The following is a 23,402-nucleotide window of genomic DNA, read 5'->3' as shown; positions in this document are numbered from 1 at the left end:
TAATGCTGAGTTCTATTTTCCAAAAGATTTTGTCAAATGGAAACCACGTTGTGTCTTATGAAAATTAATGACAGTCTAGAGGCTGTTCAAATGCGTTGGGACATTGTGCCTTGGTATGCCAAGAAAAGAAAAATGCTTTGTTAATAAACGCACGTGCTAAATATAGAGTAAATGTATCAGTTTCGATCATACCCGCTTTGTTGAAGCAACCAGGCTATTGCAGTATACGGGATACATGCGGTTATCTTTTAGAAAAAAAAGCCAAGTAAACTCTTACTTGATGACTGAGGTTTTGACTTAGCTGTTGCAAAAAATCCTCCGGTGCTTACACTTGATGAGGATTGCCCATTACTCTGTTTCTGCTCCTCGCTCGGTAATATTTTTTGGACTTGTTTAATAATTTTTTCATTACCAAGAATCTTTGCTATCTCCAAGGACCGAGCTAATTCCTGCTCCGGTATCTCATCATGGGAGTCTACACTCTCTATCATTCGTTTCACAATCGTGCTAGATCCAGCAAAAATCGCTAGGTCTAGAGCGGTTATACCTGCGATTTTAGCTGGGAGAGGATTTTGATATTGTGTTTGCAACCAAGCCCGCAGTTTATTTTTGCAAGAACGATTTTTCACTAAAGCCAATGCATTTTTGGTCTTTATCCGCATTTTTTCTGGAATAGAGGCTTTATTTGCCAACAAATAGTTGACTACTTTAGTATTTCTATTTAGAACTGCTTCATGCAAAGCAGTAACACCTTCTTTGGTGGCCACATTTACATCAGCTCCATGGTCAAGTAGAACCTTAACAACATTATCATGATCTCGTTGGGTAGCTACGAATAAAGCAGTTTTACCATTTGCAGTTCTTGCATTTACACGAGTTCTGTTATCTGCTAGCAAAATTTTGGCGACCTCACTATGCCCCTCTTTTGCTGCCACATATAAAGCAGTATGACCATTTACACAACTTACATTCACATCAATTTTATTATGAGCCAGCAACAGTTTAACCACATCGACATGCCCTTTCCGTGCCGCTAGAAATAAGGCAGTAGCACCAATCCTATTGCATGCATTTACCTCAATTCCATCGTGACCGAGTAACAGTCTGACTACTTCTACGTGACCTTGCTCCGTCGCTGCAAGTAAAGCTGTAGAGCCATCTTCAAGACTTGCATTCACATTCGTTTTATCATGAGCAAGGAAAAGTTTAATGACTTCCAGCTGATTTTGTAAGGAGGCAACGAATAAAGCAGTAGCGCCATTGGCACGGGGCGCATTCACATTAGTTTGATAACGGCCAAGAAAGAAGGTAACTACTGCTGTGCGACCATTTTGTGCTCCAAGATACAAAGGAAGGGGGCTGTCTTTCCATATTGTACCCGGATTTGTTTCACCATAAGCTAGCAAAAGCTTGATTACGTCAACATGCCCTCTTGTTGCTGCAATATCTAATGCAGAATGACTGCCGAAACAAATATTTGCATTAATTTTATTACTAGCCAGCAGATGTTGTACTACCTCAACATGACCATAATACACTGCTAAAAACAACGGTGTATAGCCAGAACTATTCACTGCATTGACATCGACATTAGGCTTTTTTAATAACCACTGTAAAACCTCGATATGATTAGCACGTGCAGCCTCATGTAAAAGAGCATTATCATCATGACTAAATCCAAGATTTCTCAATCCTTTTATCCGATCGAGGGATTGGTGGCAACGAATCGCCCAATCAAGGAGTTTTAGTCCTCCAATCTCCATTCTTATTTTTTTCTTATCCTTATCTTGATAATAAGGCACGATTATATTTTTAAAAATATGACCTAGAATTTTTCGATTATTAGTCTTGTACATCCAATCCATTAAATTCAGCTTATCTTTATCTAGAACACATAAACTCTCTAGCTTGATTTTTTCTTTTAACAGCTGCTCATTACCCAGAAAAAGCAACAACAATAGCTCTGGAAAATGCTTCTCTTTGTAAAGCATGGATAATTGCTCAGAGTGGTGTTTCTCTTTATCATTTGGCCATTGTGCCTCTAATTTTTTTCTAAAATCAGTTTCCGTGCTTTGAGGCAAATATTGTTTAACTATAGAGTTTATAAACACTGGGTCTTTGATGATTGAATAAAAGCGTTTTGAAACTTGCTTGACCTCATGCAATTTGCTTGAGGGTAGACACTGTAGAATTGCAAAAAGAACTTCATCCGGTATGGAATCCAAATGGGAGACAGGCTGCCAAAGCTGGTTAATATGTGCGACATTTTTAAGAACAATACCATCCAATTGAAACCTTCTATTATCTCGATCATTGACAAATTCTATTATCGAATTAACTGCGGAGGCTAACTCATTAAGTGCCACAAACAGACTTGTTAACTGCTCCTTATGAAGAAATGATTCACTATTCTCCTCAGTGCGCAGTTTTATCAACTGTGCCGCCAATTTGCTTGCATCATCCTCAGTTATTACATCACCTAAGAGCATTGTTTTACTCATAGCATTAATCATTTTCAGCCAGGACGGCAGACGAGCACTTAATTCATTGACTGCGGTAAAATAATTCTCCTCCTGAGCAGAATCAGCGTAAATATCGGTACCCGCAGCAGGGAAACTATATTCCTTAAAAAATATTCTTATTTCATTTAATAATATGTGGAGAAGTTGAATTTGAGGCACAGGTATTTTTTTTTCCCGCAATTCATGTTTGATTTTCATAAGACAATGTGGGCAATAATTAGGCTATATGATTAGTCTATATCTCGAAATGACATAATAAAAATCAATCTTTTGTATGCAATGCATATAAATTTTTTATCTGCTTCTATGAAAGACTAAAATTATTCATTAAGTTAGAATGGCTAAAAAAATCAATATAATCTTCGTTGCGGTTCGTATTAGAAAGATTGCAAAAAATAAGAAAAATTAAATAAATATTTTTCCTTGTACATAAATCAATCGAAGCATCAGGTTAAACACCTTTAAAAAAGAATTATTGATACTTTGAAAATTGTTCATAATATGTACTATAATTTCCCTACACTGTTAACAAAAGGGGTGTTTTATGAAACATTTTTTTATCGCAGTTGCTTTAATATTGGGCTCCATCGGTTTAGTAGCATGTAGCGGTGGTAATACTGTTCCAGGAGCTGAAGTTTCTAAAAGCGTTTCTTAACTTTTCGAGGCGACAGGATGTTGCCTAACCAAAATAATATGAAAAAAAAACAGAACGCCCTAATTTTCCTCCTCCTTCTAATATTTTTTATAGTATTTTTATTATTTAATTTGAATAAAACCATCTCTTCCCCCTATCTGCTTTCCTCGCTCCAAGTGGGTGAGTTCAATAAAACTTTGAGCGCGAGCGGTACAATTAGTCCCCGCTCAGTCATTTCAGTTGGGACACAAGTATCGGGAATTGTAGAAAATGTCTATGTCGATAAAAACAGCGTTGTTAAAAAAGGGCAAATAATTGCTACTTTAGATAAAAAACTATTCAGCAATAGCGTAGATCGTAATTTGGCCCTGGTTAAAAAATTGAAAGCCCGTATGGAGCTGAGCAAATTACGTTTGGCAAGAATACAAAAATTAGCCAAAGACAAATTCATCTCTGCTGAAGAAATTGATGAAAAAACAGCGCAACTAAAGATAGATGAAGCCGATTATGATCTAGGAAAAGCTAATTTAGAAAAGGCAATGATTGAAAAAAATTACACCGATATCAAATCCCCCATCGATGGAATAGTCTTGGACAAACTAGTCGAACCCGGGCAAACCGTGGCAGCATCTCTAACAACGCCTATTTTATTCCGAATTGCAGAAAACTTACACGATATGCAGATTACTGTGAAGGTTCCCGAAGCAGATATTGCTTTAATTTCTTTGGGGCAAAAAGGGACTTTCGTTGTTAGCGCTTATCCTAATAAGGAATTTATTGCGCATGTTGAAAAAATCATGGTAAACAATAACTTAGAGGAAGGGGTAGTGAGCTACGATGTATTAATGCGAGTTAGCAACCCCCAACAGTTACTCAAACCCGGTATGTCCGCTGATCTAAAAATACAAATTAGTCAGGTTAAAAGTACTAACTATATTTTAACCAATGCTCTTCGTTTTAAGCCCGAAGTTTCAATACCAGTGGATCCTAACAAAACCTATGTGTATGTGTGGGAGCATAATAAAATTATTCCTGTGGAGGTCAAAACAGGATTAGAAAATGATGAGTATACGCAAATTTTGGCAGGCGATTTAAACGTCAACCAAAAAATAATAGTAGGGCTTAGCAAAAATGACTCTCCTTAAAACCCAAAATCTTACAAAGCGTTATATGTACGATAAGCATTCCTATGAAATTGGGGTGGAAAATATTTCTATAAGTATTAATGAAGGTGAAATTGTTGCTATACGTGGTCGCTCAGGCTCGGGAAAAAGCACTTTGCTTAACTTATTAGGTGGTATTGATAAGCCTTCGGGTGGTCGATATTATTTTTTAGATCATGAGGTTAGCAAAATGAGCTCCTCTCAACTTTCACTCTTTCGATTACACCACATTGGCTTTATCTTTCAAGATTTTCACTTGATGAGAGAGAGGAGCGTGATTGATAATGTTTGCTTGCCTTTGTTATATGCGGGCTTAACCCTAGAAGAGGCCAAAGAAAAAGCCAAAGTACTTGTCAAAGCGGTTAATCTTTCGCACTATGAGGATAAAATGACAAAACATCTATCAGGCGGACAGCGGCAACGAGTCGCTGTTGCACGTTCATTAGCAAACTCGCCAAAAATGATTTTAGCGGATGAACCAACCGGTAATTTAGATGAAACAAACAGCCATGCGGTATTTTCATTTTTAAAAGAAATCAACCACCTGTACAACACTACGTTGGTCATTGCCACTCATGACAATATTTCCCACCACTATGCTAATAGGACAATACATATGCATGATGGTCACCTTCAAGAGAAAAATTAAGTGATGCGCTGGAACGTCTTGCTACGAGAAATCCGTATCTCATTAAGCACTCATCTATTACGCTCTTTATTGGCAACAATAGGGATTGTCGTTGGTGTTTGCGCTGTATTTCTTACGTTTAATATCACTCATTATATTCATAGTGTCTTAGAGAGAGAATTATCACCCATTAGTCGAATGATTATTGTCCTTCCGCAGGCTTTTTCAGTTAAAGGTGTTAATATTTATGCACGGAAAGCATCACGTCTTACGGAGAAGGACAGTCAAAACATTAACAAATTAAATTTTGTTTCTTCTTCGGCTCCGATTCTCACTGAAAAAATGCAAGTTTTAAGTCAATTTTCTAATCTGAATACCACAGTATTAGGAACGACATCAAACTATTTTAAAGTTTTAGATCTGAATTTAGTGGAAGGAGTAGGTTTTAGCTCGAGTGATCTGGGAGCAACTCGGCGAGTAGCTGTGATTGGTCGTACCATTCAACAAAAATTATTTAAAAACGCTCCTGCTCTAGGGCAAACAATTAGTTTAAATAATGTAGCATTTAAGGTGATCGGTATCATCGAGACACAAGGACAAAGCGTTGATGGCGTGGATCGGGATAATTTAGTTGTAATTCCTATTTCAACTCTTAGGCAAAGTTTTTTTGATGATTTCTCTTTGAAAGATGCTGTTGATTACATCTTGGTTGCCATCAAAAATCCAAGCTTTATGGATTTAAATATCGCAGCGATTAGTGATTTATTGTACAGAGAGCATAATATTCAAAAAAATAAAATTGATTTTAAAATACTTAACCGTGTCAAAGAAGTAGAATCAATTCAATTTATCTTCCTTTCAATCTCAAAAACATTAATGATCATGGGACTGTTGTCCCTTTTGGTTAGCGGGATTGGGATATCTACCTTGATGTTGATGTCTATCTCTGAGCGGAAAAGTGAAATAGGCCTTCGCAAAGCAATCGGTGCTAGTGATAAAGAAATTATCCTACAGATTTTACTAGAGGCGGTTTGTTTATCATTACTAGGAGGAATCCTGGGCTCTCTTGGCGGAATTGTCGCGCTCTATCTTTTTAATTATGTAATGGGACTCAATTTAGTCCCATCCTACCTTTATCTCTTATTTTGCTGGTTTATCGCCATGACTGTCGGTGTGGTATCCGGCCTTTTCCCAGCCTATCAAACACTAAAAATACAACCCACAACGGCCCTAAACGAGCACCGTTAGATTATCGTTTTCTTCACGATATAGAGAAGAGCAAAGAGTATAGGTTGGTGAATCATATAAACCCACAAAGCATTTTGACCAATCCATAAGATGGGTCGAAAATTTTCATTGTTGTAGAGTGGGCAATAATCATGAACTTGTTTGTATCCTACAAAAACACCTAGAAATACAAAGGCAATATAGGGGTAGACGGGATAGTAATCTAAAGTTTTTAGATGACATCGAATAACAGTGCAGCTCTCGACTATTCCAAAACCATAAATAAGCCCAATCGCTATGGCCAAGAATAGGCTGGTTTTGGGATACCTCAAAAAAGGGTAGACCATCAACATAGAAACTAAGATGCAATGCAAAATACCAAAATATATCCAGTATTCTTTATACAAAATATAAGTAAAGAGACTAATTAATAAAGCACAAAACCCGATTTTGACTACTCGTTTCAATAGAGAACGAAAGGAGGGCATTGTGATCCGAAGCGAGTACCCTACCAAAATTAAAAAAATAGCGACAATCAATGTTTGAAAAAGAAACCCAATCTTAGAGGCTTGAATATTAAAAATAATAAAACCAAAAAAAAATAAATCCCATATCAGGTGATAGATGATCATGGCGATAACATCCATTCCTCTTATAAAATCAACAATAGCAATACGATTAATTGGTCTTGTTTCGTTCGCAGGGAGTCTATTAATGATAGGAATACCCTTAATATTAGCTGGTTTGAGTGGATTATAGAGCATACCTCAACTATAAATGAATAGAGTACTGTTGAAAGAAACGACTGCAGAAATAGCCTACTCCTACCCCCGAATTCGTAAACATTAGATTCGGCAAAGGAAGACCGTGAAATATAGGATAAGTCATTGCCCTAGAAGTGAAATTAATAGCCAATTGTTTCATGTTTATAACTAACTTGTATTCGAATTCTGACAAATTTTAGACCACATATTACTTTTTGCAACAGAACCCTTTGGTGTTTTATTGCACGATGATAAAACTCCCTTGCTTAAAATGGCATGGCTGTATCCATGTATATTTGATTATTATTCAACCAATAATTGCTTTTAATGGCTGGTGATGATACTTTGAGTTGCAAAACAAACTCTTACATATCAAACACATAAAAGATGAACTTCCAGCAAGCGTAGCCTGGTTGGCGCAAAGCGACAACCGGGTTTTCATTAATGTAAAGCTGTGGGCAATGACCGGAATCTGGGGTTAGGAGTAATTATTATCAAATCCAAGCTCTCATTCCCGGATGTCAGCTAAAGCTGCCATCCAGGCTACTTTTCTAACTAGCGATGGGCATAATTATTGGTCTTGCAAAATTTACTCTCTTCTCTGAATATTCTACTTTTTTATTTAAATTTACTTTACCAATCATCCCTCTGTGAATACCTTCCACTACAGCCTCAATAAGAGAACTACAATTAAATACTTCACGAGTATGCTTTAAGTATTTCTCGACTGTATAAGGACTAATTTTAAGCACCTGAGCAATCTGTTTTACCGTTTTGCCTTGCGCAGCAAGCCATAAACACTCTTGCTCACGAAGAGGAATGGATTCTTTTTCTGAATACCCACCTTTGATTACTGCATGTCGATGAGCTTTATTCGTTAAAATAAACGAGTATCGGTACTTGGAGTTACAATAAGTAATTAGTTCAAGAAATTTATCGACAAAATGTATACAAAAATTTTCAAAAGCGCGAATCGTCTTTTTATAAAATTGCTCCGAATTTGTAGGCATGTCACGTATGGCACTAAATACAAAAGTACACTCAGCACTGCGTCTTATAATGTTATATGTAGGATGTAGATTATATTGTTCGTTTAATATTTTTTTGAGTCTGGAAGATACAAATTCCACTTCATCACATAAATAATGATCCCCATGACTAGAATCTGTCATCCTGGAAGTATAGGTATAATCTTCTTTATATAAAGCGTCTTGGTAATAAGAAAGAATAATCGGAAAAACATTTGATAAAATTAACAAGCTACCATCATTAAATATCAGATACATCGCAAAATGCTTCAGCCCCATTTGTCTTAAAGGGATACAAGCTTCTTCTATTTGCTTCTTATAAGCCAAACTTAAAATATAGGGTACTTCTTTCATAATTCCTTTTCCTTTATAGATGTTTTCATTCTTTTCTTATGTTTTTCACCAAATAGGGATAAATTGTTATAGTCCCCATCACATGTTAAAATGAGAAATAATATTCTCTTGGTAGAGTAAAATACCTTTAAATTGAATAATTTTATTCATATTGTGATAATTTACCGTTTTTTTTTTATTAGTGTCAATCTGTTTTGAATAATTATATTCATATATGAGTTATCAATGAATGAATCTAGATTAAGTTACAATTTGCAACTATTAATGCGGACACATGGGAATTTATCTGTAAGCGAACTGGCACGATTAACCGCCATACCCCAACCTACAATTCACCATATAATTTCTGGCTCTACGAAGAATCCGAGAAAAAAAGCATTACAAACACTTGCTCAATTCTTTTCAATATCTGTTGAACAATTACTGGGATTAACGTCTTTACCCAATTTGATTCCTGAAACAATAAAAAAAGACTTGCGACTTAAATCAATCCCAGTTATTGAATGGGATATGCTATATGACTGGCCACACCGTAAAATTGAAAATAACATCCAAAGAGAGATAATATTTGATAAAGAAATTGCCGATAACTCTTTTGCTTTAAAAATAGACGATACAAAAATAGAACCTTTATTTCCTCAAAATTCACTACTGATTTTTAACCTAGGGAAATGCCCTAAAGATCGGGATTTCGTCATTGCTAAGCAAAATAATCAAATTTTATTCAATCGACTATTTATTGAAAATAATGAGAATTACATTAAGCAAAATTTAGAAGATGGTAGTTTCAAATTTATAAAATTAGATAAAAATACAGATTCGATTTTAGCAACACTTATCGAAGTGCGGATTCAATATTAGTTGTCATTTTAACCTTACTATCCTTTGTGAAATTAAAAATAAAAGGATTAAAATTAGTGTTTATATCATAGTAATCCACGTTTTCAATTCTTTTTAAATATTTGACTAACAGCCATGCAGGGAAGACCATAATAATTGCGCACCCCATCTTCCAAAGATAACCACAAATCATCATCCATCCTAGATAATGATCTGTGATTTTTCCAAAATAATTTAATGTATCAACAATAATTGTCAAACAAGCTTGCCCCAAAGCAGTAGATAGCAAACTTCTAAATATAAAAAAATTACCTTTTAAAAAGATTTTCCATTTAGCGAGTAAGTAAATATTTACAAATTCTCCGACAAGTAATCCTACAAGTCCTGCACCTACATATCTTAAGGTGGGGTCAAAGACTATTTGATAAGCCTCAATATAATTAAAAAATTCAGGAGCTGGTAGATGTGAAACTGCGATAACTACGCAAGAAAAGATCAATTCTGCAAGAACACCAATCCAAATAAATAACCGCGGATAAGCGTAACCATAAACTTCTCCAACTATATCACAAATACAAAAAGTAATTGGGAAAATAAATATTCCCCCAGGTTCTAACATAGATCCTATTAATGTAATTCTACTGGCAAGACAAACTGTCGCCAGTAAAAAAGTTAAGTATAATCCCAAGAAAAATAATGGATATTTATATTGCTTTTGTGGGGATAAAATATACAAGGCCGAGTTTTGCAAAATAATATCCTCACTTTTCGTTCTTGATTAATTGGTATTCTTTTACAGTCTCTCTAACTCCTGCCATATAACCAACTCTATTAGCTTCGATAGGATTTAATTTGGAAATTAAATCCCTGTCACTTGACAATTCAGACAAAGATTTTTTTATAGTTGTACCGTTATTTTTAGCCTTTAACTCAAGAATATACTCATCTACTTCCTCTGCCATCTGCTGAACTATAATAGAATAATCTGGTTTCAAATGTTCGACAGTAGCCATATAAGTCAATGTACGTATTGTTTTTTTATCCAGACACTCTATGAATTCATTATCAATGATTATGTCACTAATATTTTTTTCTATTGTATGTCTCTCTGATAATTTTATCACTGCTTTCGTAAAACCAGTCTTCTTACATTCATAGATATTTACTACCTGATATGGAGATTTAGTTGCTGCTTCTACTATAAATTCTCTAAACATAACCAATATCCAGCCATACCAACTCATTTTTTGCGTCATAATCCATCACTCTCATTAATGCCTATTGCTCCAACACTTTCTTTTCCACATTCAGGTAATAGTAAATCCTCCGGGAATTGGCCACATCTATTGATATACATTGAATGTTTCACAGTAAAACCTGTTCTTATCAAACTTCTCTCTAACACTTCCCTTGTTATCCAATGAACAAATGAAGGCAATGAATTTACCCTACCACTACTTTCATACTCCGAAGGATTGGTGATTTCACCTGGCCATTCAATATTATTTTCCACTCTCCTATTAAACTCAGGTATAAAGCGTTGCCAATTTTTCAGATATGGAGTTTCACAAACAATATATATTTTGCCGCCTGGTACAAGTAATTTGGACATTAATACTAAGGCTTCTTCTATCTTTGAGCCAGTAAAAAAATGTAGGACTCGACAAATTAAAATAGCATCAAATGACTTTTCAGGTAGGCCTGATAATTCGTTAGGAAATTCACCAGGTATAAGAACCAATCTGTTATGATCAGCTGTTGTTGCATTATCTTCATCTTCAAGAATTTTTTTAGATCTATTTCGAACTACTGCCAAATTCTCTGCACTAATGTCATTACAAAAAACCGTTGCTCCCTTTGTGATTGCAGCCAAGGTTGCAGCACCAAATGCTGCACCGATTTCAAGTACTTTGCCCCCCCTTTGAGAAATCAACGCCGCATGCTCAATAAACTTCTGGGAAATCTCATCACAAGGTGCCGTAGTAAAACCACCTAGAGGGTTATAAGTTTTTGTAAATGTCCCCATAATTTCATCCGATGGTGTATTAATGAGGGAAGGAATAAGAGGATTAATGATCACCTTATTCATTTCATCTACCTTAAAATTTTCCTGCTTATTTACAAACCATGGCCTTCTGCGCTCTTTTTGGTTTTGAATTGAAGGTTCTATGAATAGTTGCTTGGTTTGGTCTATTTTTTCTTTAAAGGAAAGAAGAAAGGGAACAGTTGGTGTACCATAATGTTGTGACCATCTTTTAATTCTGATTTCTAAAAAATTTTGTTTATAGTAGCCAATGGCGAGCGATTGATAAAACCCTTCAAACAAAATTGACAACCTTGTCATTTTTAATACTTCATCCTCTCCCTCATCATTCATAAGTCGAGCAAGTGCATATAGAAAATAATTATTGGCTTCTAATTGTGGTTTGGAGAAATTAGTTGAAGTGGTTTTAGTTAAAATACTTTTGATAGCTTCGCAAAAATCTGCAAAATCCATTACGTTTACATCCATTCAAATCTTTAATAAAACTGGCCGACTATATAATTAATAACAATCAATTTCAATGCATCAAATTAAAAGATTCAAGCGTAGCCTGGTTGGCGCAAAGCGACAACCGGGTTTTCATTAATGTAAAGCTGTAGGCAATGACCGGAATCTGGGGTTAGGAGTAATTATTATCAAATCCAAGCTCTCATTCCCGGATGTCAGCTAAAGCTGCCATCCAGGCTACTTTTCTAACTCGCCATGGGTATAACTATTGGTCTTGCAAAATTTACTCTCTTCTCTGAATATTCTACTTTTTTATTTAAATTTACTTTACCAATCATCCCTCTGTGAATACCTTCCACTACAGCCTCAATAAGAGAACTACAATTAAATACTTCACGAGTATGCTTTAAGTATTTCTCGACTGTATAAGGACTAATTTTAAGCACCTGAGCAATCTGTTTTACCGTTTTGCCTTGCGCAGCAAGCCATAAACACTCTTGCTCACGAAGAGGAATGGATTCTTTTTCTGAATACCCACCTTTGATTACTGCATGTCGATGAGCTTTATTCGTTAAAATAAACGAGTATCGGTACTTGGAGTTACAATAAGTAATTAGTTCAAGAAATTTATCGACAAAATGTATACAAAAATTTTCAAAAGCGCGAATCGTCTTTTTATAAAATTGCTCCGAATTTGTAGGCATGTCACGTATGGCACTAAATACAAAAGTACACTCAGCACTGCGTCTTATAATGTTATATGTAGGATGTAGATTATATTGTTCGTTTAATATTTTTTTGAGTCTGGAAGATACAAATTCCACTTCATCACATAAATAATGATCCCCATGACTAGAATCTGTCATCCTGGAAGTATAGGTATAATCTTCTTTATATAAAGCGTCTTGGTAATAAGAAAGAATAATCGGAAAAACATTTGATAAAATTAACAAGCTACCATCATTAAATATCAGATACATCGCAAAATGCTTCAGCCCCATTTGTCTTAAAGGGATACAAGCTTCTTCTATTTGCTTCTTATAAGCCAAACTTAAAATATAGGGTACTTCTTTCATAAATTCCTTTTCCTTTCTGCCTATTATTGTTAAAACTAGATATTTTTTTTAGAATCTACACTTTAGCGTGTAGGAGATTATACACTCTAGAGTGTATGACGCAATAAATAAATTTGATCTTTTATTTTTATGTGTATTATTAATAAAAGACGAAGAAATAATAAATAAACATGAGAGCTGTATGAACTATATTGGAATTAATCTAAAAAAACTTTTACAAGAAGAAAATATTAGTGAAAATGAATTTTCAAAAAGAATTGGAATACCTCAACAAATGATTAACAGAATAATCTCTGGAGAAAATCAAAATCCAAAATTATCGACAATAACACCAATTGCAAATTATTTTAAAATTCCTCTTCAAGAGTTAATTTCTAATGCTAATTGTGATTCAACGAGTTCTCGCATAACTCTTACCCCAAATAAAATACCCTATATAACACTGGAAGAAATCAAAGAGCATGGTATTGGTAATGCTATCTTACATGCCAAAAAATTTATTACTATAGATTTGGATAAAAGTAAAAACTATTTTGCCACTACTATGAACGACAACTCTATGGAACCCAAATTTTCAAAAGGAACCATTCTTGTATTTGATAAAGAAAAAGAACCCAACAATGGCGATTTTTGCTTATTAAAATGCGAAGACAAACATTATGTATTTCGTCAGATAATGATAAATTCAACGAATAAAAAATTCATAAAATGTCTCAATCCAACCAGTCATGAATATAATATAATTCCTCTACCTATTAATATCTATGTTTTAGCGACATTACTTGAATCAAGGACTTTGTTTTAATTTTTGGTATAAAACGGGTTAAAAGAAGGCTTTAGAGTGATTTCTTCTTCGTTTTTCTTTAAAATATATGCAATAAATGTTGCAGGCCAAACTGCTATTAAGCCGTATCCAATTTTAAATATAAACGCGTTGGTCATAACAACTAAAATTTTTGCCGTTGGCATCATGCCTAAAAAAGTAATCATACCGGCTAAAAATGTGGCCAGTCCCTCACTAATTGAGGAAGCTAAAAGACTTCTGGCCCAAAAATATTTTCCTCTTAATTTGTATTTCCACTTAGTTAATAAATAAACATTTAAAAAAGCACTTGTTAAATATCCAATGATACCAGCATTTGTAAATCGTAATACATGCCCAATTACTTTATTAAATTCTGCATACATATTCCAATAAACAGGAGAGGGAAAAGAATTAACTAATGTTATAAGTAAAGCAAAAATATAGCCTGTTATTATTGATTCCCATATTAATTTTTTAGCATAATTTGGACCATAGAGCTCAGCATATATATTTCCAAGAAAGAATGTAAAGGTATATATAAGTGTAGAGCCTGGTTCAATTACTCCGAACACATCAACCAACTTATAAGCCATTATTGTTGCAGCCATTAGGAAGGTTATATATATCATGGAAAGAATACGCATATATCTGTAACAATCGAGTCTCTCAATAAATTTAGACTTTATTTCAATATTCATAATTGATCTCTTAACCTTTCCATATTTTTGATATCCAAAATCGTTTGCTCTTGAACCGCAGTTGAAATGACATTTATCATATCTTTCCTGCTTAACTTTATTAAAAGATCGTAATTTTGGTATAGATTTTTTGCGTCAATGTTGAAGACCCTATCAGTATTGACATCTTTTAAACCAAATAAAGTTTCTCCATTGTTTATATGCTGCTGTTCTATTTTTAAAGAATAAAGTTCTTGCTTTACATATTTTTGAAAAGAAAGGTATGTGATAGCTCTTACATCACAGGGAGAAAATTCAGATAATAAGCCATCATCATAAATTACCTCTTCAGGTCTGAGCTTCAAAATATGTTTTTTAATACCTAATACAATTACATGTAACTCAATCGCATTATTTTGCGTTGTAACATTAATTAAACTATATCTATATCCTTTTTCAACTCTATATTTATTGAATATATCTTGTAACTTTTGAATATATGTAGTGATTTTTTTTACAAAAATTTCTACCATGAAGTCAATATTCCTCAAACACTTGTTGTATTCTCTCAATACTCCTCGTCATAATTAGTGCAAGTGATAACAAGAGACTTGATTTATGTGGCGATAACCCTTTTGCTACAATAAAACCATATTTTTCTTCATGTGCTCGATCAATGTTGGTATAACTACACCCAGAGCGAGAGCATCTTACGACAGGAATACCTGATTGAACAGCCTTGTTTAAGGCAAGCGATATTTGAGTTGATTGATACCCTTTACCAAACCCCGCACTTACAATACCGGATACCCCTGAAACTATGGAAGCTTCAATCAAAGATTCATCCATACCCAAGTGCGCATAAATAATTGAGACTTTTGGTAAACTATTTTGTCCTCGAATAGACAATTCACTTTGATAAGTATGTCTGTAAAGGGGTTTTGACTTTAAAACAAATTGACCACCAATTACATGACCAATTACTCCCACTCCGTCTACAGCAAAACTACTAATTAATCCAGGTGCGTTTTTTGTAGCATCACGTGCCGTAACCACATGATCATTAAAGGTTACTAATACCCCTAATTTCCTGGCATAATTAGAGCTTGCAATACTAATTGCATTCAGTAAATTTCTTTCTCCATCAAAAGATAGGCTATTTTGAGGATAATTTGCTCCTGTAAAAACGATAGGTTTGATAGACTTAACCACTAATCCTATAAAATAAGCTATATCCTCAAGAGCGTTAGTACCTGCTGTCACCACAATTCCATCAAACTTATTCTTATCAAGTAGAAATTGAATTCTATCAGCTAACTCAATAAGAATTTTAATGGTAATCTCATGACTAATTAGTTGAGAAAATTTTTCTATGATTAGTGTAACATCTTCTCCAATTTTGAGCCGCTCAATAAAAGAAGATAAAGAACCTTTTGGCCCTTTGTAAAACTCTGAAATAGGATCAACACTAATGCAGTTAATAGTGCCACCTAATTCAATTACTCCAATGGTCTTTAGATTATTCTTCATTTAAAACTAAATTCGTTACTAATAAGTCCCTAGGATTTCTTCACCAGATGCATCCTATTTTTTCATTTTGAGTATAACTGCATACATTTATTTATACACAATTATCTTCCACCTCCTCTAGAATTTCGTTTACTTCCATTAAGTCTTTAATAAAACTGGCCGACTATATAATTAATAACAATCAATTTCAATGCATCAAATTAAAAGATTCAAGCGTAGCCTGGTTGGCGCAAAGCGACAACCGGGTTTTCATTTATATGAAGCTGTCGGCAATGACGGGAATCTGGGGTTATAAATCCAAGATCGCTGCCTTTCGCCAAAGTTTAAAATATCGCCGCTGCATCATCAAATGAATGAAAAAACCATCAAACAGCCCTACTACATTACCCGTTCCAATAACAAATTTATGGCCGTTGCCGCCATTTGGGAAACCTTTAAACCAGAACCTAAGATTATCATTACTTCCTGTTGTGTATTAATGACAGCGCCTAATGAGTTAATCGGTTAAGTAAGGTAAGAATGGTATAAAATGTGTCTTCGATGTTATCTGTTAGCTCATCCCAATGAATGGGTGTAGCCACTGGTGGGTGAAGTCTTGCTCTTGATGAATAGTTAGCAACTTAACTAAATAACTTTGAGAACATTAAAGCGTTTGTCACAAAAATTATATAGACTCTGATTTCATGGCTCTACAATATAACTCTATATCATCTGCTCCGATGTTGGCCAGGTCAAATATCATGTGTAGCACGCCGTAATGAAAAGCAGCAAAGCAACAACTATTGTCGCTTTAAGACGTAACTGAAAAAACCATGATGGAATAACTTTGTTGCGATAAAGCTCCAGGTCAAGAATAAGTAGATACAGAAAACATAAAATCTGAAGCGCGAAAGTTAAATAAGACATAACCGGTAGTACCGACAACCATGCGAGTAAGCTTATAAAATTGCTCTGAAACAAGAGATTGCGTGAACAATTTTGCGAAAAAAATAAGAATATCGCCCAATGGATTCCGCAAAGGAATGAGATAATGACTGCTCCGTATGCAAATAAAGCTAAACTATAATCTAAGCGGCTAGCGTGTAGAGCAACTGCAATCCCCAAAAACAAAAAAGGGATAATACCTGCGTAAGTGAGGACCCGCGCGGTCAGGATATTTTTTTCATTCATGATTTAAGCCACCGTTTAGAACAATATTACCTCGTGCAAAAATCCCAAGAAAGTCTAATAACCCACATTCCACTTAATTATCAGATCATTAATAGATTGGCAATGATATTTGCAGAGTGAATTAAGCATTCAATCTATCGATAATAGCAATTAAATAACCAGAAATTCAGCTCAATGAGGAATTTTTTTAAAGTCGTTATGAAATTATCACTTAAATGATAAACTGCTTAATTTGGTTGAATAACAAAATTAAAAGGCAAAAATAGATTATAGCGAGCTATTTAGTAATTGCCCAAGCAGTGTTAATCGGCAGTTAATTCTCTAATATCTCAGGGAAAAACTGTATTTACTACCGCTCGAGATAACAGCAAGATTCAACCTAATGCACTATTGGATACGACTGATTTTGAGGCGGGCCATGAAGTATTAAAAAAGTCTAATCCAAAAGATGGCGCTGTTAATTGTACAGGTTTTTTATTATTAATAAGGGGGGCGCCCTAAAATGAAAATTTAATTGGTAACACCTTATCTCGATAAAATAGCATTTATCTTTTCAAAGATGCATGTATATTGTGTTTACTAATAGTCTGAAGCGATTATCAATTGATAAAAAAGAAAATACTCATTTCAAGTCTTGGCAATACCATAGAATGGTTTGATTTTGGACTTTTTATTTTTATGGCACCTATAATCGGTGCTAAATTTTTTCCACAAGCATCCGATGGTAATGCAACCATAGAGGCTTTAATGGTATTTGCCGCTGGTTTTCTTTTTCGACCACTAGGTGGTATTTTTTTTGGTTATTTTGGAGATACTCGCGGTCGTGCAAAAACATTAAGAATTTCTATCTTAACCATCACACTCTCAACTTTTTTGCTTGGTGTTATTCCATCCTATGAAGAGATAGGATTGACTGCCCCAATCGTATTCATTCTACTTCGATTAATACAGGGTGTATCTATTGGTGGGGAATACAGTGGAATAATAATCTACCTTGCCGAATCAGCCCCGCTTAACAAACGTGGTTTTATCACAAGTTTTGCAGCAATGGGGGCGAATTTAGGTTTTTTATTAGCTACAGTTACATTACTGTTTCTACATTTGTTTTTTAGCGAAGAGACAATTACCAATTGGGCATGGCGCTTGCCATTTCTCCTTATAGGGCTACCAGGCTCATTAATCATTTACTATCGTTTTAAATTATCTGAAACACCAGTTTATTCACAATTGCAAAAAAAACATCGCCTTGTGTCCATCCCCTTTATTACAGCTATCAAATTTGCTCCCCACCAGTTACTGAAAATTTTAGGACTTACTTGCATGGGCTCAACATTTTATTATGTTTTTTTTGCGTATATACCAAATTATTTAGAACACTATATTGGATTTTCATTGTCTAACGCTCTGACCATTGAGAGTTTGATGCTAATTATCATGTTGTTTACTGTTCCTTTGGCAGGTCTGTGTGGTGATTTTTTCACCCGAAAAAAGATGCTAATAATCACCTCAGTAGCTATTATATTTTTGGTTTTACCCTGTTTTTATTTACTGCAGTTCAAATCCGTAATAACAACGCTAATATCTTTAGGCACTGCAACGATTCTAAGCTCATTAGAACAAGGCAATACTCTAGCCGCTATTGTTGAAAATTGTCCTGAGAACATTCGCTACAGCGGCATCGCATTTTCTTATAACTTAGGAAATGCTTTATTTGGTGGCAGTACGCCATTGGTTGTTACTTTACTCACAGAAAAGATGGGCCTTATCACACCCGCTTATTATCTAATTTTTATGGCAGCGATGACTTTGATTGCCGCTACAACATTACTCAGCAATAACCAGTTTTTGGGACCTATTCGCAATTCTACGCGTTCTAGAATGCAAATGAATTCTTGATAAAACCAACGTGGACAAAATGCCACCTCACATCTATCCCCTCATTTACACTTTGGTGAAATCAGTCCTTGGGCTATTTTAAGAGCCGTTGAGTATTCCAAACTAGACCAGCAGTCTGATTTAGCAGGCGCTGAGCATTTTTATCTGAGCCGGGATGTAGAGAATTTTCTTATTTACTTTATCATGTGCCATCGCCCTATCAAAATTTTAAAAATCACTCAACTAGTACGCTGACTTTTCGTCCGTCGCTGGACGTAATGGAATTCACCAGGATTTTTTTGATAGATGCTGGCTAATGATAGCTGACAAATGGATTTCTTAGGATAAATAGCTTTTTCCTTATTAAGTTAAACTCCAATTAGTTACTTTGGGAAGACACTCAAATCCTGGTTTTGCAAAATAAAACCCTTGCATAATTGAAATCCCATTTTCTTTAAACCAGCGAGCTTCTTCTGCTGTTTCTATACCTTCAGCAATAATTCTTATGTTTAGTAGTTTTGCAGTTAAAATAATTCCTCTAACCATAGCTTGTTTCACTTCGCTAGAATGAATATTACGAACCAACTTAATATCAATTTTAATAAAATTGGGTTGAAAATCAGTAAGCAAACCAAGACCGGCATATCCCGCACCAAAGTCGTCAATAGCAGTTGCAAAACCCCGGTTTTTATAATATTGAAAAATAGTAAGTAACTTTTGGGGGTCATGAATTTGTTCACTTTCAGTCACTTCGAAAATAATTTTTCCTAAAGGAAAATTTGCTTTTTCTGCGGCGGCTATAGTAGTTCTTATACATAATTCAGGCGAGTAAATTGCATTTGGTAAAAAATTAATTGAAATACATTCCTTCATCCCTAGTTTTTGAGCAAGAAAAATACTTCGTATACGGCATTCTTGATCAAATCGATAACGATTTGTATCGTTAACTTTAGAAAGGACCTCTTCTGCTCCTTCTCCTTTTAATCCTCGAACTAAAGCCTCGTATGCAAAAATTTCTTCATTATTAACGTCAACGATGGGTTGGAAAGCGAAGGTAAAATCAAATTTGAGATTAGTTTCACATAACTCACAGTCAAGTTTTAGTTGATCCTTTATAGTTATTTTTTTCAAAATTAGTTCCTTTAGAGTAGCGGCCCCGATCATAGTAGAAAGCTCTCAAATCCCTGCTTTCTCAGGTCATACCCAAGTTTAAACATTATTTCCTGCCTATTTAAATCAAATTGATTTAAACATTCCGTCTAATATGTTTAATTCCTGGTAAGGCCTCATCCGGGATTTAAATGTCCGCTGCTAAATTCTTGTTAATTCCTTAGTTCCTTTGACAATGAGCTCGCTGCATTTGAGATTCACTGCTGAGCTCTCTTGTGGATGTCTTTTTAAGCAAAGGTTAATTTTGCACAGAGCAAAATTTGTTTGTAAAGTAGAAATTTCAGATTTAATCACTTAGCGTATGATTAAGATTCTTCTATTAATCGCCATAATGTTTAAAAAAAGTTTCAGACAATCAAACCAGGTTTTTTTGGTAAATTAAGAAGCAACCAGCTGAGTCAATGCATTTTTGAAATCAGTACTTTTTTGGATACCCACCCTCGTCGAGTTAGTATTGATTATTCCTAGCGAGGATATGTTTGAGAGGAGAAATCGTAATATTTAAAAACAGATAGTAATCTGAGTGGTTTTGCGCATGTTAGATAAAGTTTTTCTTTAACTTGAGAAACGAACAGTAAGCCAGATTTAGTGCTAAAATAGTACTTGAAGTGTATCATTAACTAATAATGATCATTATGGGTGGACAGCTTTACCTTAACAATGGCCAGACACCGAATCGAAGTAACGTCTGTGTTTCCGGTTATCAAAGAGGCAAAGAGAATTTTGCTCTGAGTAACTTTGATGATAATGAGGGTAAAGGCTATAAATTTCTCGACCCACATCTCGGAGAAATTTGGTTTCCAACCTCAGAGCACTACCTGCATTTTCAAAAATTAACACCTAAGGCTAAAGAAGATAAATTAAGAGACTGGCAAGATCAAAAAAGCCCAGGAGAAATTCTTAGGGGTATAAGGGATAAAAATAATAAATATTTTATTAGCTCCGATATGTCTGCATACTACGTAGATGAGAATAAACCTTTTGACAATGAAAAGTGGGATAATGAAAAAAAATCTGTTCAGATGCAAATTAATGCGGCCAAATATCAACAATCTGAAAAGTTCCGAGAAAGTATTCATAAAGCAATTGAGTTAGGGCGGGCATTTGGAGATAAAAACGGGCCTGCCACGATTATTGAAGATACCAGTAGTCTTGCGAGTGGTCAAAGAGTAGAGGAAGAGTGGGGGACTGGCCCAGGAGGAAATGGAAAAAATATTCTAGGTAACTCACAAACAGCCTTCGCAATGATGGTAGAAAAGGGGCTAATTAGCGCCAAATCTCCCTTGCTACCTCTAGACACATTTAAGACGAATACGATAAAAGACTTCTATACGACTGCTGACAATCAATATAAAAATGGTGTTCAGAGATCATTACAGGTGGTTAGAAAACAATCAGGAAAGGATATGGGTCTTAATCAGCCCGATACAAGCGATTTGGATGGCTCGCTAGTGCAGACGGTTTCTTTAAAAAATATGAAGATTGAGGCAAGTAGTTTTTCAACTCATCCTAAACCATCCCAGATGCCACTTAGTGAGCAAAAACCATATCAGCAAATAATAAATGCCAATCAACAGCAAAGCTATGATTCATTGCCAACAAAATTTAATATTTTTGTTAATAAGTATGGTAATACAGTGATTGAGCGATATAAAAATGCGAATCTTCAATTATATTACAAACCAGGTCAAACCCCAGGAAAGGATACGCCACATGTCCTTTATCGAGATGACCAAAACTCCAGTTGGAAACCTGGCGATATACGACATCCAAGCGCCAAAAATTTACTTCAGGACTACCAAAAAACAATAACTCTACAATCGCAAAATAATATCCAGAAACAATCTAGCCAACAGCAGGTACGAGAAACTGGGTTGGAATATGTGACCAAAAGCCTAAAAAATATTACTTTCGGATATGCTCTTCAATCTGTTCAGTTAGACAGAGATAAGAATATACCACATAAGCATGTAGTTAAGATAAATTTTAATACGCGAAAAGAAGCGGAAGCTTTTAGAGATAAGCATTTTAGTCAACCAACACCATCACCAATTGATGGTAATACTGTAATTATTGGAGAAGATAAAGCGAGGTATTTCTTTAAGAACATCAAGATTGAAAATTATGGTAGGCATAATCCACGAGAAACTATGAGTGTATTGATTGATGAGTTCAAAATGCACCAATCAGCTCAATCAATTCCGTCGATGAGATCGCCAACATCATCCCAAGTCGTAAGTAACAATAATAGTATTTCCCAAAATAATAGCGTATGGTCAGCACTAAAAATAAATCCATTTGAGGTTAATTTCAAAGAAAAAAACGGTACAGCTATTTCGGCTGAAGCCCAAGCAAAAACGATACTCAATGAAGTAAGTAGAATACACAAAGAAGAAGGGGCCAAAGTTGTTGGCATAACTTATTCTGCTAATCAGGCTCAAACAGAAGAGATTTTAAAAACTTATGCAAACGGCGGTTGGAAAACCAATACACAGGGCTCCAATCAAGCGGCGGTAATTCAGAAAATCGAAGAGTTATTGGCAACAGATGAATACAAACATTTACAGAATGTCTATCGAACTGTTCCTATCACCACAATGAAATACCAAAATGGTCAAGCAGCACCTGCAGACAATTCTTCAGTGGAGGAAAGTCTTAGGAAAGCTTCGGAATTTATGTCAAATGGGGGCGTATTATTAGGCTGGAAAAATCAAACTACTCCACAAGGATTAGCCATCGGTGGAGGTGTCGCTGCCTCAGTGCAAACCCCAGAGCAAAAAAAGATGATTAATGATTGGATACAAAACCCCGCGTCAATGCTGCCCTCAGGAACTCTGACTAAACTTTACAAAGAGAAGTTACACAGCCATCAATCTAGCGACAATCTGATGAAAGTGTACTTTCCAGATGATTTTATTGGCGGTTTTATAGAACATGATATACCAATGGAAATTGATAAGTATTTAGACCGTACGATGCACGATATCATAAAAAAATACTATCCAGGTGAGGACTATTCTGGACACGTGCTACATACTTTGGCCTATCATTTTACACAAAAGTCGCTAGAAAAAAGAGAGGAGAAAGTTGGCCCATTGCAACTAAAGGAGATAGGACAGGGATTATCTGATTTTTCTAAATCAAATGGATTAAACCTTGACCACAAACTCGTAAAAGAATTAAGTGAAGAATTTTTCAAAGTGCAGAATATGGCATACGAGCATCAAGCCTCTTTGCGAATGGGTATCTAGGCTATCACAACCAAGCGCATTAAGCTTGGAAGGCAGAGGAAATTTGTCGAAACTATGGTATTCCATAAAAGAGGTTTTACAAATCGCGAAGCAAGTATGCAGGCCTTTAAGTGAATGAAGCGAGCCGTCTTGATGGGGTTGAGTCCGAAAATATTAATCTTTCGAGGTTGTTGGCAGATAAACTTCTCTAGTTTGAG

Annotated in this window: 21 protein-coding genes and 1 pseudogene; 9 read left to right on the top strand and 13 right to left on the bottom strand. The window is 35.1% G+C overall.

From position 1 onward, the window contains the following. Nucleotides 1-248: 248 nt before the first annotated feature. Nucleotides 249-2,720 (bottom strand): ankyrin repeat domain-containing protein, encoded by a 2,472-nt coding sequence (locus tag LHA_RS00695; protein WP_045104834.1) that lies wholly within the window; start codon nucleotides 2,718-2,720, stop codon nucleotides 249-251. Between the two features lie 567 nt (nucleotides 2,721-3,287). On the opposite strand from LHA_RS00695, the gene LHA_RS00690 reads away from it, so the two are divergent. The 3 genes from LHA_RS00690 to LHA_RS00680 are packed head-to-tail and all read left to right on the top strand — an operon-like array spanning nucleotide 3,288 to nucleotide 6,195. Further along, nucleotides 3,288-4,301, top strand: coding sequence for an efflux RND transporter periplasmic adaptor subunit (locus tag LHA_RS00690; RefSeq protein ID WP_193392397.1), 1,014 nt, complete (start codon nucleotides 3,288-3,290; stop codon nucleotides 4,299-4,301). 25 nt (nucleotides 4,302-4,326) lie between these two features. Further along, complete coding sequence (locus LHA_RS00685; protein ID WP_045107314.1) at nucleotides 4,327-4,968, top strand: ABC transporter ATP-binding protein; 642 nt, start codon at nucleotides 4,327-4,329, stop codon at nucleotides 4,966-4,968. A gap of 3 nt (nucleotides 4,969-4,971) precedes the next feature. Next, nucleotides 4,972-6,195, top strand: a complete 1,224-nt coding sequence (locus LHA_RS00680) for an ABC transporter permease (protein ID WP_231862000.1) — start codon at nucleotides 4,972-4,974, stop codon at nucleotides 6,193-6,195. Here the strand turns inward: LHA_RS00680 and LHA_RS00675 are convergent. Both LHA_RS00675 and LHA_RS00670 read right to left on the bottom strand, forming a co-directional pair. Beyond that, on the bottom strand, nucleotides 6,192-6,938 hold the full coding sequence (locus LHA_RS00675; protein ID WP_045104831.1) for a heparan-alpha-glucosaminide N-acetyltransferase: 747 nt from the start codon (nucleotides 6,936-6,938) through the stop codon (nucleotides 6,192-6,194). The genes LHA_RS00680 and LHA_RS00675 overlap by 4 nt on opposite strands. 551 nt (nucleotides 6,939-7,489) lie before the next feature. Next, entirely contained in the window at nucleotides 7,490-8,320 is an 831-nt protein-coding gene (locus LHA_RS00670) for a response regulator transcription factor (protein WP_045104830.1), read from the bottom strand. Nucleotides 8,321-8,545: 225 nt separating this feature from the next. On the opposite strand from LHA_RS00670, the gene LHA_RS00665 reads away from it, so the two are divergent. After that, complete coding sequence (locus LHA_RS00665; RefSeq protein WP_045104829.1) at nucleotides 8,546-9,181, top strand: helix-turn-helix domain-containing protein; 636 nt, start codon at nucleotides 8,546-8,548, stop codon at nucleotides 9,179-9,181. Here the strand turns inward: LHA_RS00665 and LHA_RS00660 are convergent. The 4 genes from LHA_RS00660 to LHA_RS00645 all read right to left on the bottom strand — a co-directional run bounded on the left by LHA_RS00660 (nucleotide 9,156) and on the right by LHA_RS00645 (nucleotide 12,727). Further along, nucleotides 9,156-9,911 carry a queuosine precursor transporter gene (locus LHA_RS00660; protein ID WP_045104828.1) on the bottom strand — a complete coding sequence of 252 codons (756 nt, stop codon included), beginning with the start codon at nucleotides 9,909-9,911 and terminating at the stop codon, nucleotides 9,156-9,158. The genes LHA_RS00665 and LHA_RS00660 overlap by 26 nt on opposite strands. A gap of 10 nt (nucleotides 9,912-9,921) precedes the next feature. Continuing rightward, nucleotides 9,922-10,416 carry a hypothetical protein gene (locus LHA_RS00655; protein ID WP_045104827.1) on the bottom strand — a complete coding sequence of 165 codons (495 nt, stop codon included), beginning with the start codon at nucleotides 10,414-10,416 and terminating at the stop codon, nucleotides 9,922-9,924. After that, nucleotides 10,413-11,672 (bottom strand): class I SAM-dependent methyltransferase, encoded by a 1,260-nt coding sequence (locus tag LHA_RS00650; RefSeq protein ID WP_231861956.1) that lies wholly within the window; start codon nucleotides 11,670-11,672, stop codon nucleotides 10,413-10,415. The genes LHA_RS00655 and LHA_RS00650 overlap by 4 nt, the downstream gene beginning before the upstream one ends. Before the next feature lie 224 nt (nucleotides 11,673-11,896). Beyond that, nucleotides 11,897-12,727 carry a response regulator transcription factor gene (locus tag LHA_RS00645; protein WP_045104825.1) on the bottom strand — a complete coding sequence of 277 codons (831 nt, stop codon included), beginning with the start codon at nucleotides 12,725-12,727 and terminating at the stop codon, nucleotides 11,897-11,899. Between the two features lie 91 nt (nucleotides 12,728-12,818). Here LHA_RS00645 and LHA_RS00640 point away from each other — a divergent pair, with 91 nt between their 5' ends. Next, nucleotides 12,819-13,532: a LexA family transcriptional regulator gene (locus LHA_RS00640; protein ID WP_045104824.1), complete on the top strand. Its 714-nt coding sequence runs from the start codon at nucleotides 12,819-12,821 to the stop codon at nucleotides 13,530-13,532. Here the strand turns inward: LHA_RS00640 and LHA_RS00635 are convergent. The 3 genes from LHA_RS00635 to LHA_RS00625 form a co-directional block, all read right to left on the bottom strand. Next, entirely contained in the window at nucleotides 13,529-14,161 is a 633-nt protein-coding gene (locus LHA_RS00635) for a queuosine precursor transporter (protein WP_269447708.1), read from the bottom strand. The two genes, LHA_RS00640 and LHA_RS00635, sit on opposite strands and share 4 nt — an antisense overlap. A 65-nt stretch (nucleotides 14,162-14,226) precedes the next feature. Further along, nucleotides 14,227-14,742, bottom strand: a complete 516-nt coding sequence (locus LHA_RS00630) for a hypothetical protein (protein WP_045104822.1) — start codon at nucleotides 14,740-14,742, stop codon at nucleotides 14,227-14,229. 4 nt (nucleotides 14,743-14,746) lie between these two features. Beyond that, nucleotides 14,747-15,739, bottom strand: coding sequence for an asparaginase (locus LHA_RS00625; RefSeq protein ID WP_052673539.1), 993 nt, complete (start codon nucleotides 15,737-15,739; stop codon nucleotides 14,747-14,749). A 349-nt stretch (nucleotides 15,740-16,088) separates the two neighbouring features. Here LHA_RS00625 and LHA_RS16860 point away from each other — a divergent pair, with 349 nt between their 5' ends. Beyond that, nucleotides 16,089-16,247 (top strand): SOS response-associated peptidase family protein, encoded by a 159-nt coding sequence (locus LHA_RS16860; RefSeq protein WP_115678797.1) that lies wholly within the window; start codon nucleotides 16,089-16,091, stop codon nucleotides 16,245-16,247. Here LHA_RS16860 and LHA_RS17620 read toward each other — a convergent pair. Next, nucleotides 16,228-16,320 (bottom strand): hypothetical protein, encoded by a 93-nt coding sequence (locus LHA_RS17620; RefSeq protein WP_370447936.1) that lies wholly within the window; start codon nucleotides 16,318-16,320, stop codon nucleotides 16,228-16,230. The genes LHA_RS16860 and LHA_RS17620 overlap by 20 nt on opposite strands. Before the next feature lie 157 nt (nucleotides 16,321-16,477). Next, entirely contained in the window at nucleotides 16,478-16,909 is a 432-nt protein-coding gene (locus LHA_RS17615; protein ID WP_045104821.1) for a DUF3429 domain-containing protein, read from the bottom strand. A 603-nt stretch (nucleotides 16,910-17,512) separates the two neighbouring features. Here LHA_RS17615 and LHA_RS00615 point away from each other — a divergent pair. Further along, nucleotides 17,513-18,805 carry an MFS transporter gene (locus tag LHA_RS00615; protein WP_045104820.1) on the top strand — a complete coding sequence of 431 codons (1,293 nt, stop codon included), beginning with the start codon at nucleotides 17,513-17,515 and terminating at the stop codon, nucleotides 18,803-18,805. A 15-nt stretch (nucleotides 18,806-18,820) separates the two neighbouring features. Then, nucleotides 18,821-19,017, top strand: a pseudogene (locus LHA_RS17545) (deoxyribodipyrimidine photo-lyase); the annotation flags it as partial. Nucleotides 19,018-19,147: 130 nt separating this feature from the next. Here the strand turns inward: LHA_RS17545 and LHA_RS00610 are convergent. Continuing rightward, a complete protein-coding gene (locus LHA_RS00610) occupies nucleotides 19,148-19,915 on the bottom strand; it encodes an EAL domain-containing protein (protein WP_197541146.1) in 768 nt (255 codons plus the stop codon). Nucleotides 19,916-20,589: 674 nt separating this feature from the next. On the opposite strand from LHA_RS00610, the gene LHA_RS17085 reads away from it, so the two are divergent. Next, complete coding sequence (locus LHA_RS17085; protein WP_065238338.1) at nucleotides 20,590-23,205, top strand: NADAR family protein; 2,616 nt, start codon at nucleotides 20,590-20,592, stop codon at nucleotides 23,203-23,205. Nucleotides 23,206-23,402: the final 197 nt, after the last annotated feature.

It is taken from the genome of Legionella hackeliae (genome assembly GCF_000953655.1).
In the GTDB taxonomy this organism is placed as follows: Bacteria; Pseudomonadota; Gammaproteobacteria; order Legionellales; family Legionellaceae; genus Tatlockia; species Tatlockia hackeliae.
This window is presented reverse-complemented; position numbering and strand designations above follow the sequence as displayed.

Bases quoted from the DNA above. Each gene is read 5' to 3' on its own strand.
- LHA_RS00695 (WP_045104834.1), bottom strand. From the start codon at position 2,720: ATGAAAATCAAACATGAATTGCGGGAAAAAAAAATACCTGTGCCTCAA.
- LHA_RS00685 (WP_045107314.1), top strand. From the start codon at position 4,327: ATGTACGATAAGCATTCCTATGAAATTGGGGTGGAAAATATTTCTATA.
- LHA_RS00680 (WP_231862000.1), top strand. From the start codon at position 4,972: ATGCGCTGGAACGTCTTGCTACGAGAAATCCGTATCTCATTAAGCACT.
- LHA_RS00675 (WP_045104831.1), bottom strand. From the start codon at position 6,938: ATGCTCTATAATCCACTCAAACCAGCTAATATTAAGGGTATTCCTATC.
- LHA_RS00670 (WP_045104830.1), bottom strand. From the start codon at position 8,320: ATGAAAGAAGTACCCTATATTTTAAGTTTGGCTTATAAGAAGCAAATA.
- LHA_RS00665 (WP_045104829.1), top strand. From the start codon at position 8,546: ATGAATGAATCTAGATTAAGTTACAATTTGCAACTATTAATGCGGACA.
- LHA_RS00655 (WP_045104827.1), bottom strand. From the start codon at position 10,416: ATGACGCAAAAAATGAGTTGGTATGGCTGGATATTGGTTATGTTTAGA.
- LHA_RS00650 (WP_231861956.1), bottom strand. From the start codon at position 11,672: ATGGATGTAAACGTAATGGATTTTGCAGATTTTTGCGAAGCTATCAAA.
- LHA_RS00645 (WP_045104825.1), bottom strand. From the start codon at position 12,727: ATGAAAGAAGTACCCTATATTTTAAGTTTGGCTTATAAGAAGCAAATA.
- LHA_RS00635 (WP_269447708.1), bottom strand. From the start codon at position 14,161: ATGATATATATAACCTTCCTAATGGCTGCAACAATAATGGCTTATAAG.
- LHA_RS00630 (WP_045104822.1), bottom strand. From the start codon at position 14,742: ATGGTAGAAATTTTTGTAAAAAAAATCACTACATATATTCAAAAGTTA.
- LHA_RS00625 (WP_052673539.1), bottom strand. From the start codon at position 15,739: ATGAAGAATAATCTAAAGACCATTGGAGTAATTGAATTAGGTGGCACT.
- LHA_RS16860 (WP_115678797.1), top strand. From the start codon at position 16,089: ATGAATGAAAAAACCATCAAACAGCCCTACTACATTACCCGTTCCAAT.
- LHA_RS17615 (WP_045104821.1), bottom strand. From the start codon at position 16,909: ATGAATGAAAAAAATATCCTGACCGCGCGGGTCCTCACTTACGCAGGT.
- LHA_RS17085 (WP_065238338.1), top strand. From the start codon at position 20,590: ATGGGTGGACAGCTTTACCTTAACAATGGCCAGACACCGAATCGAAGT.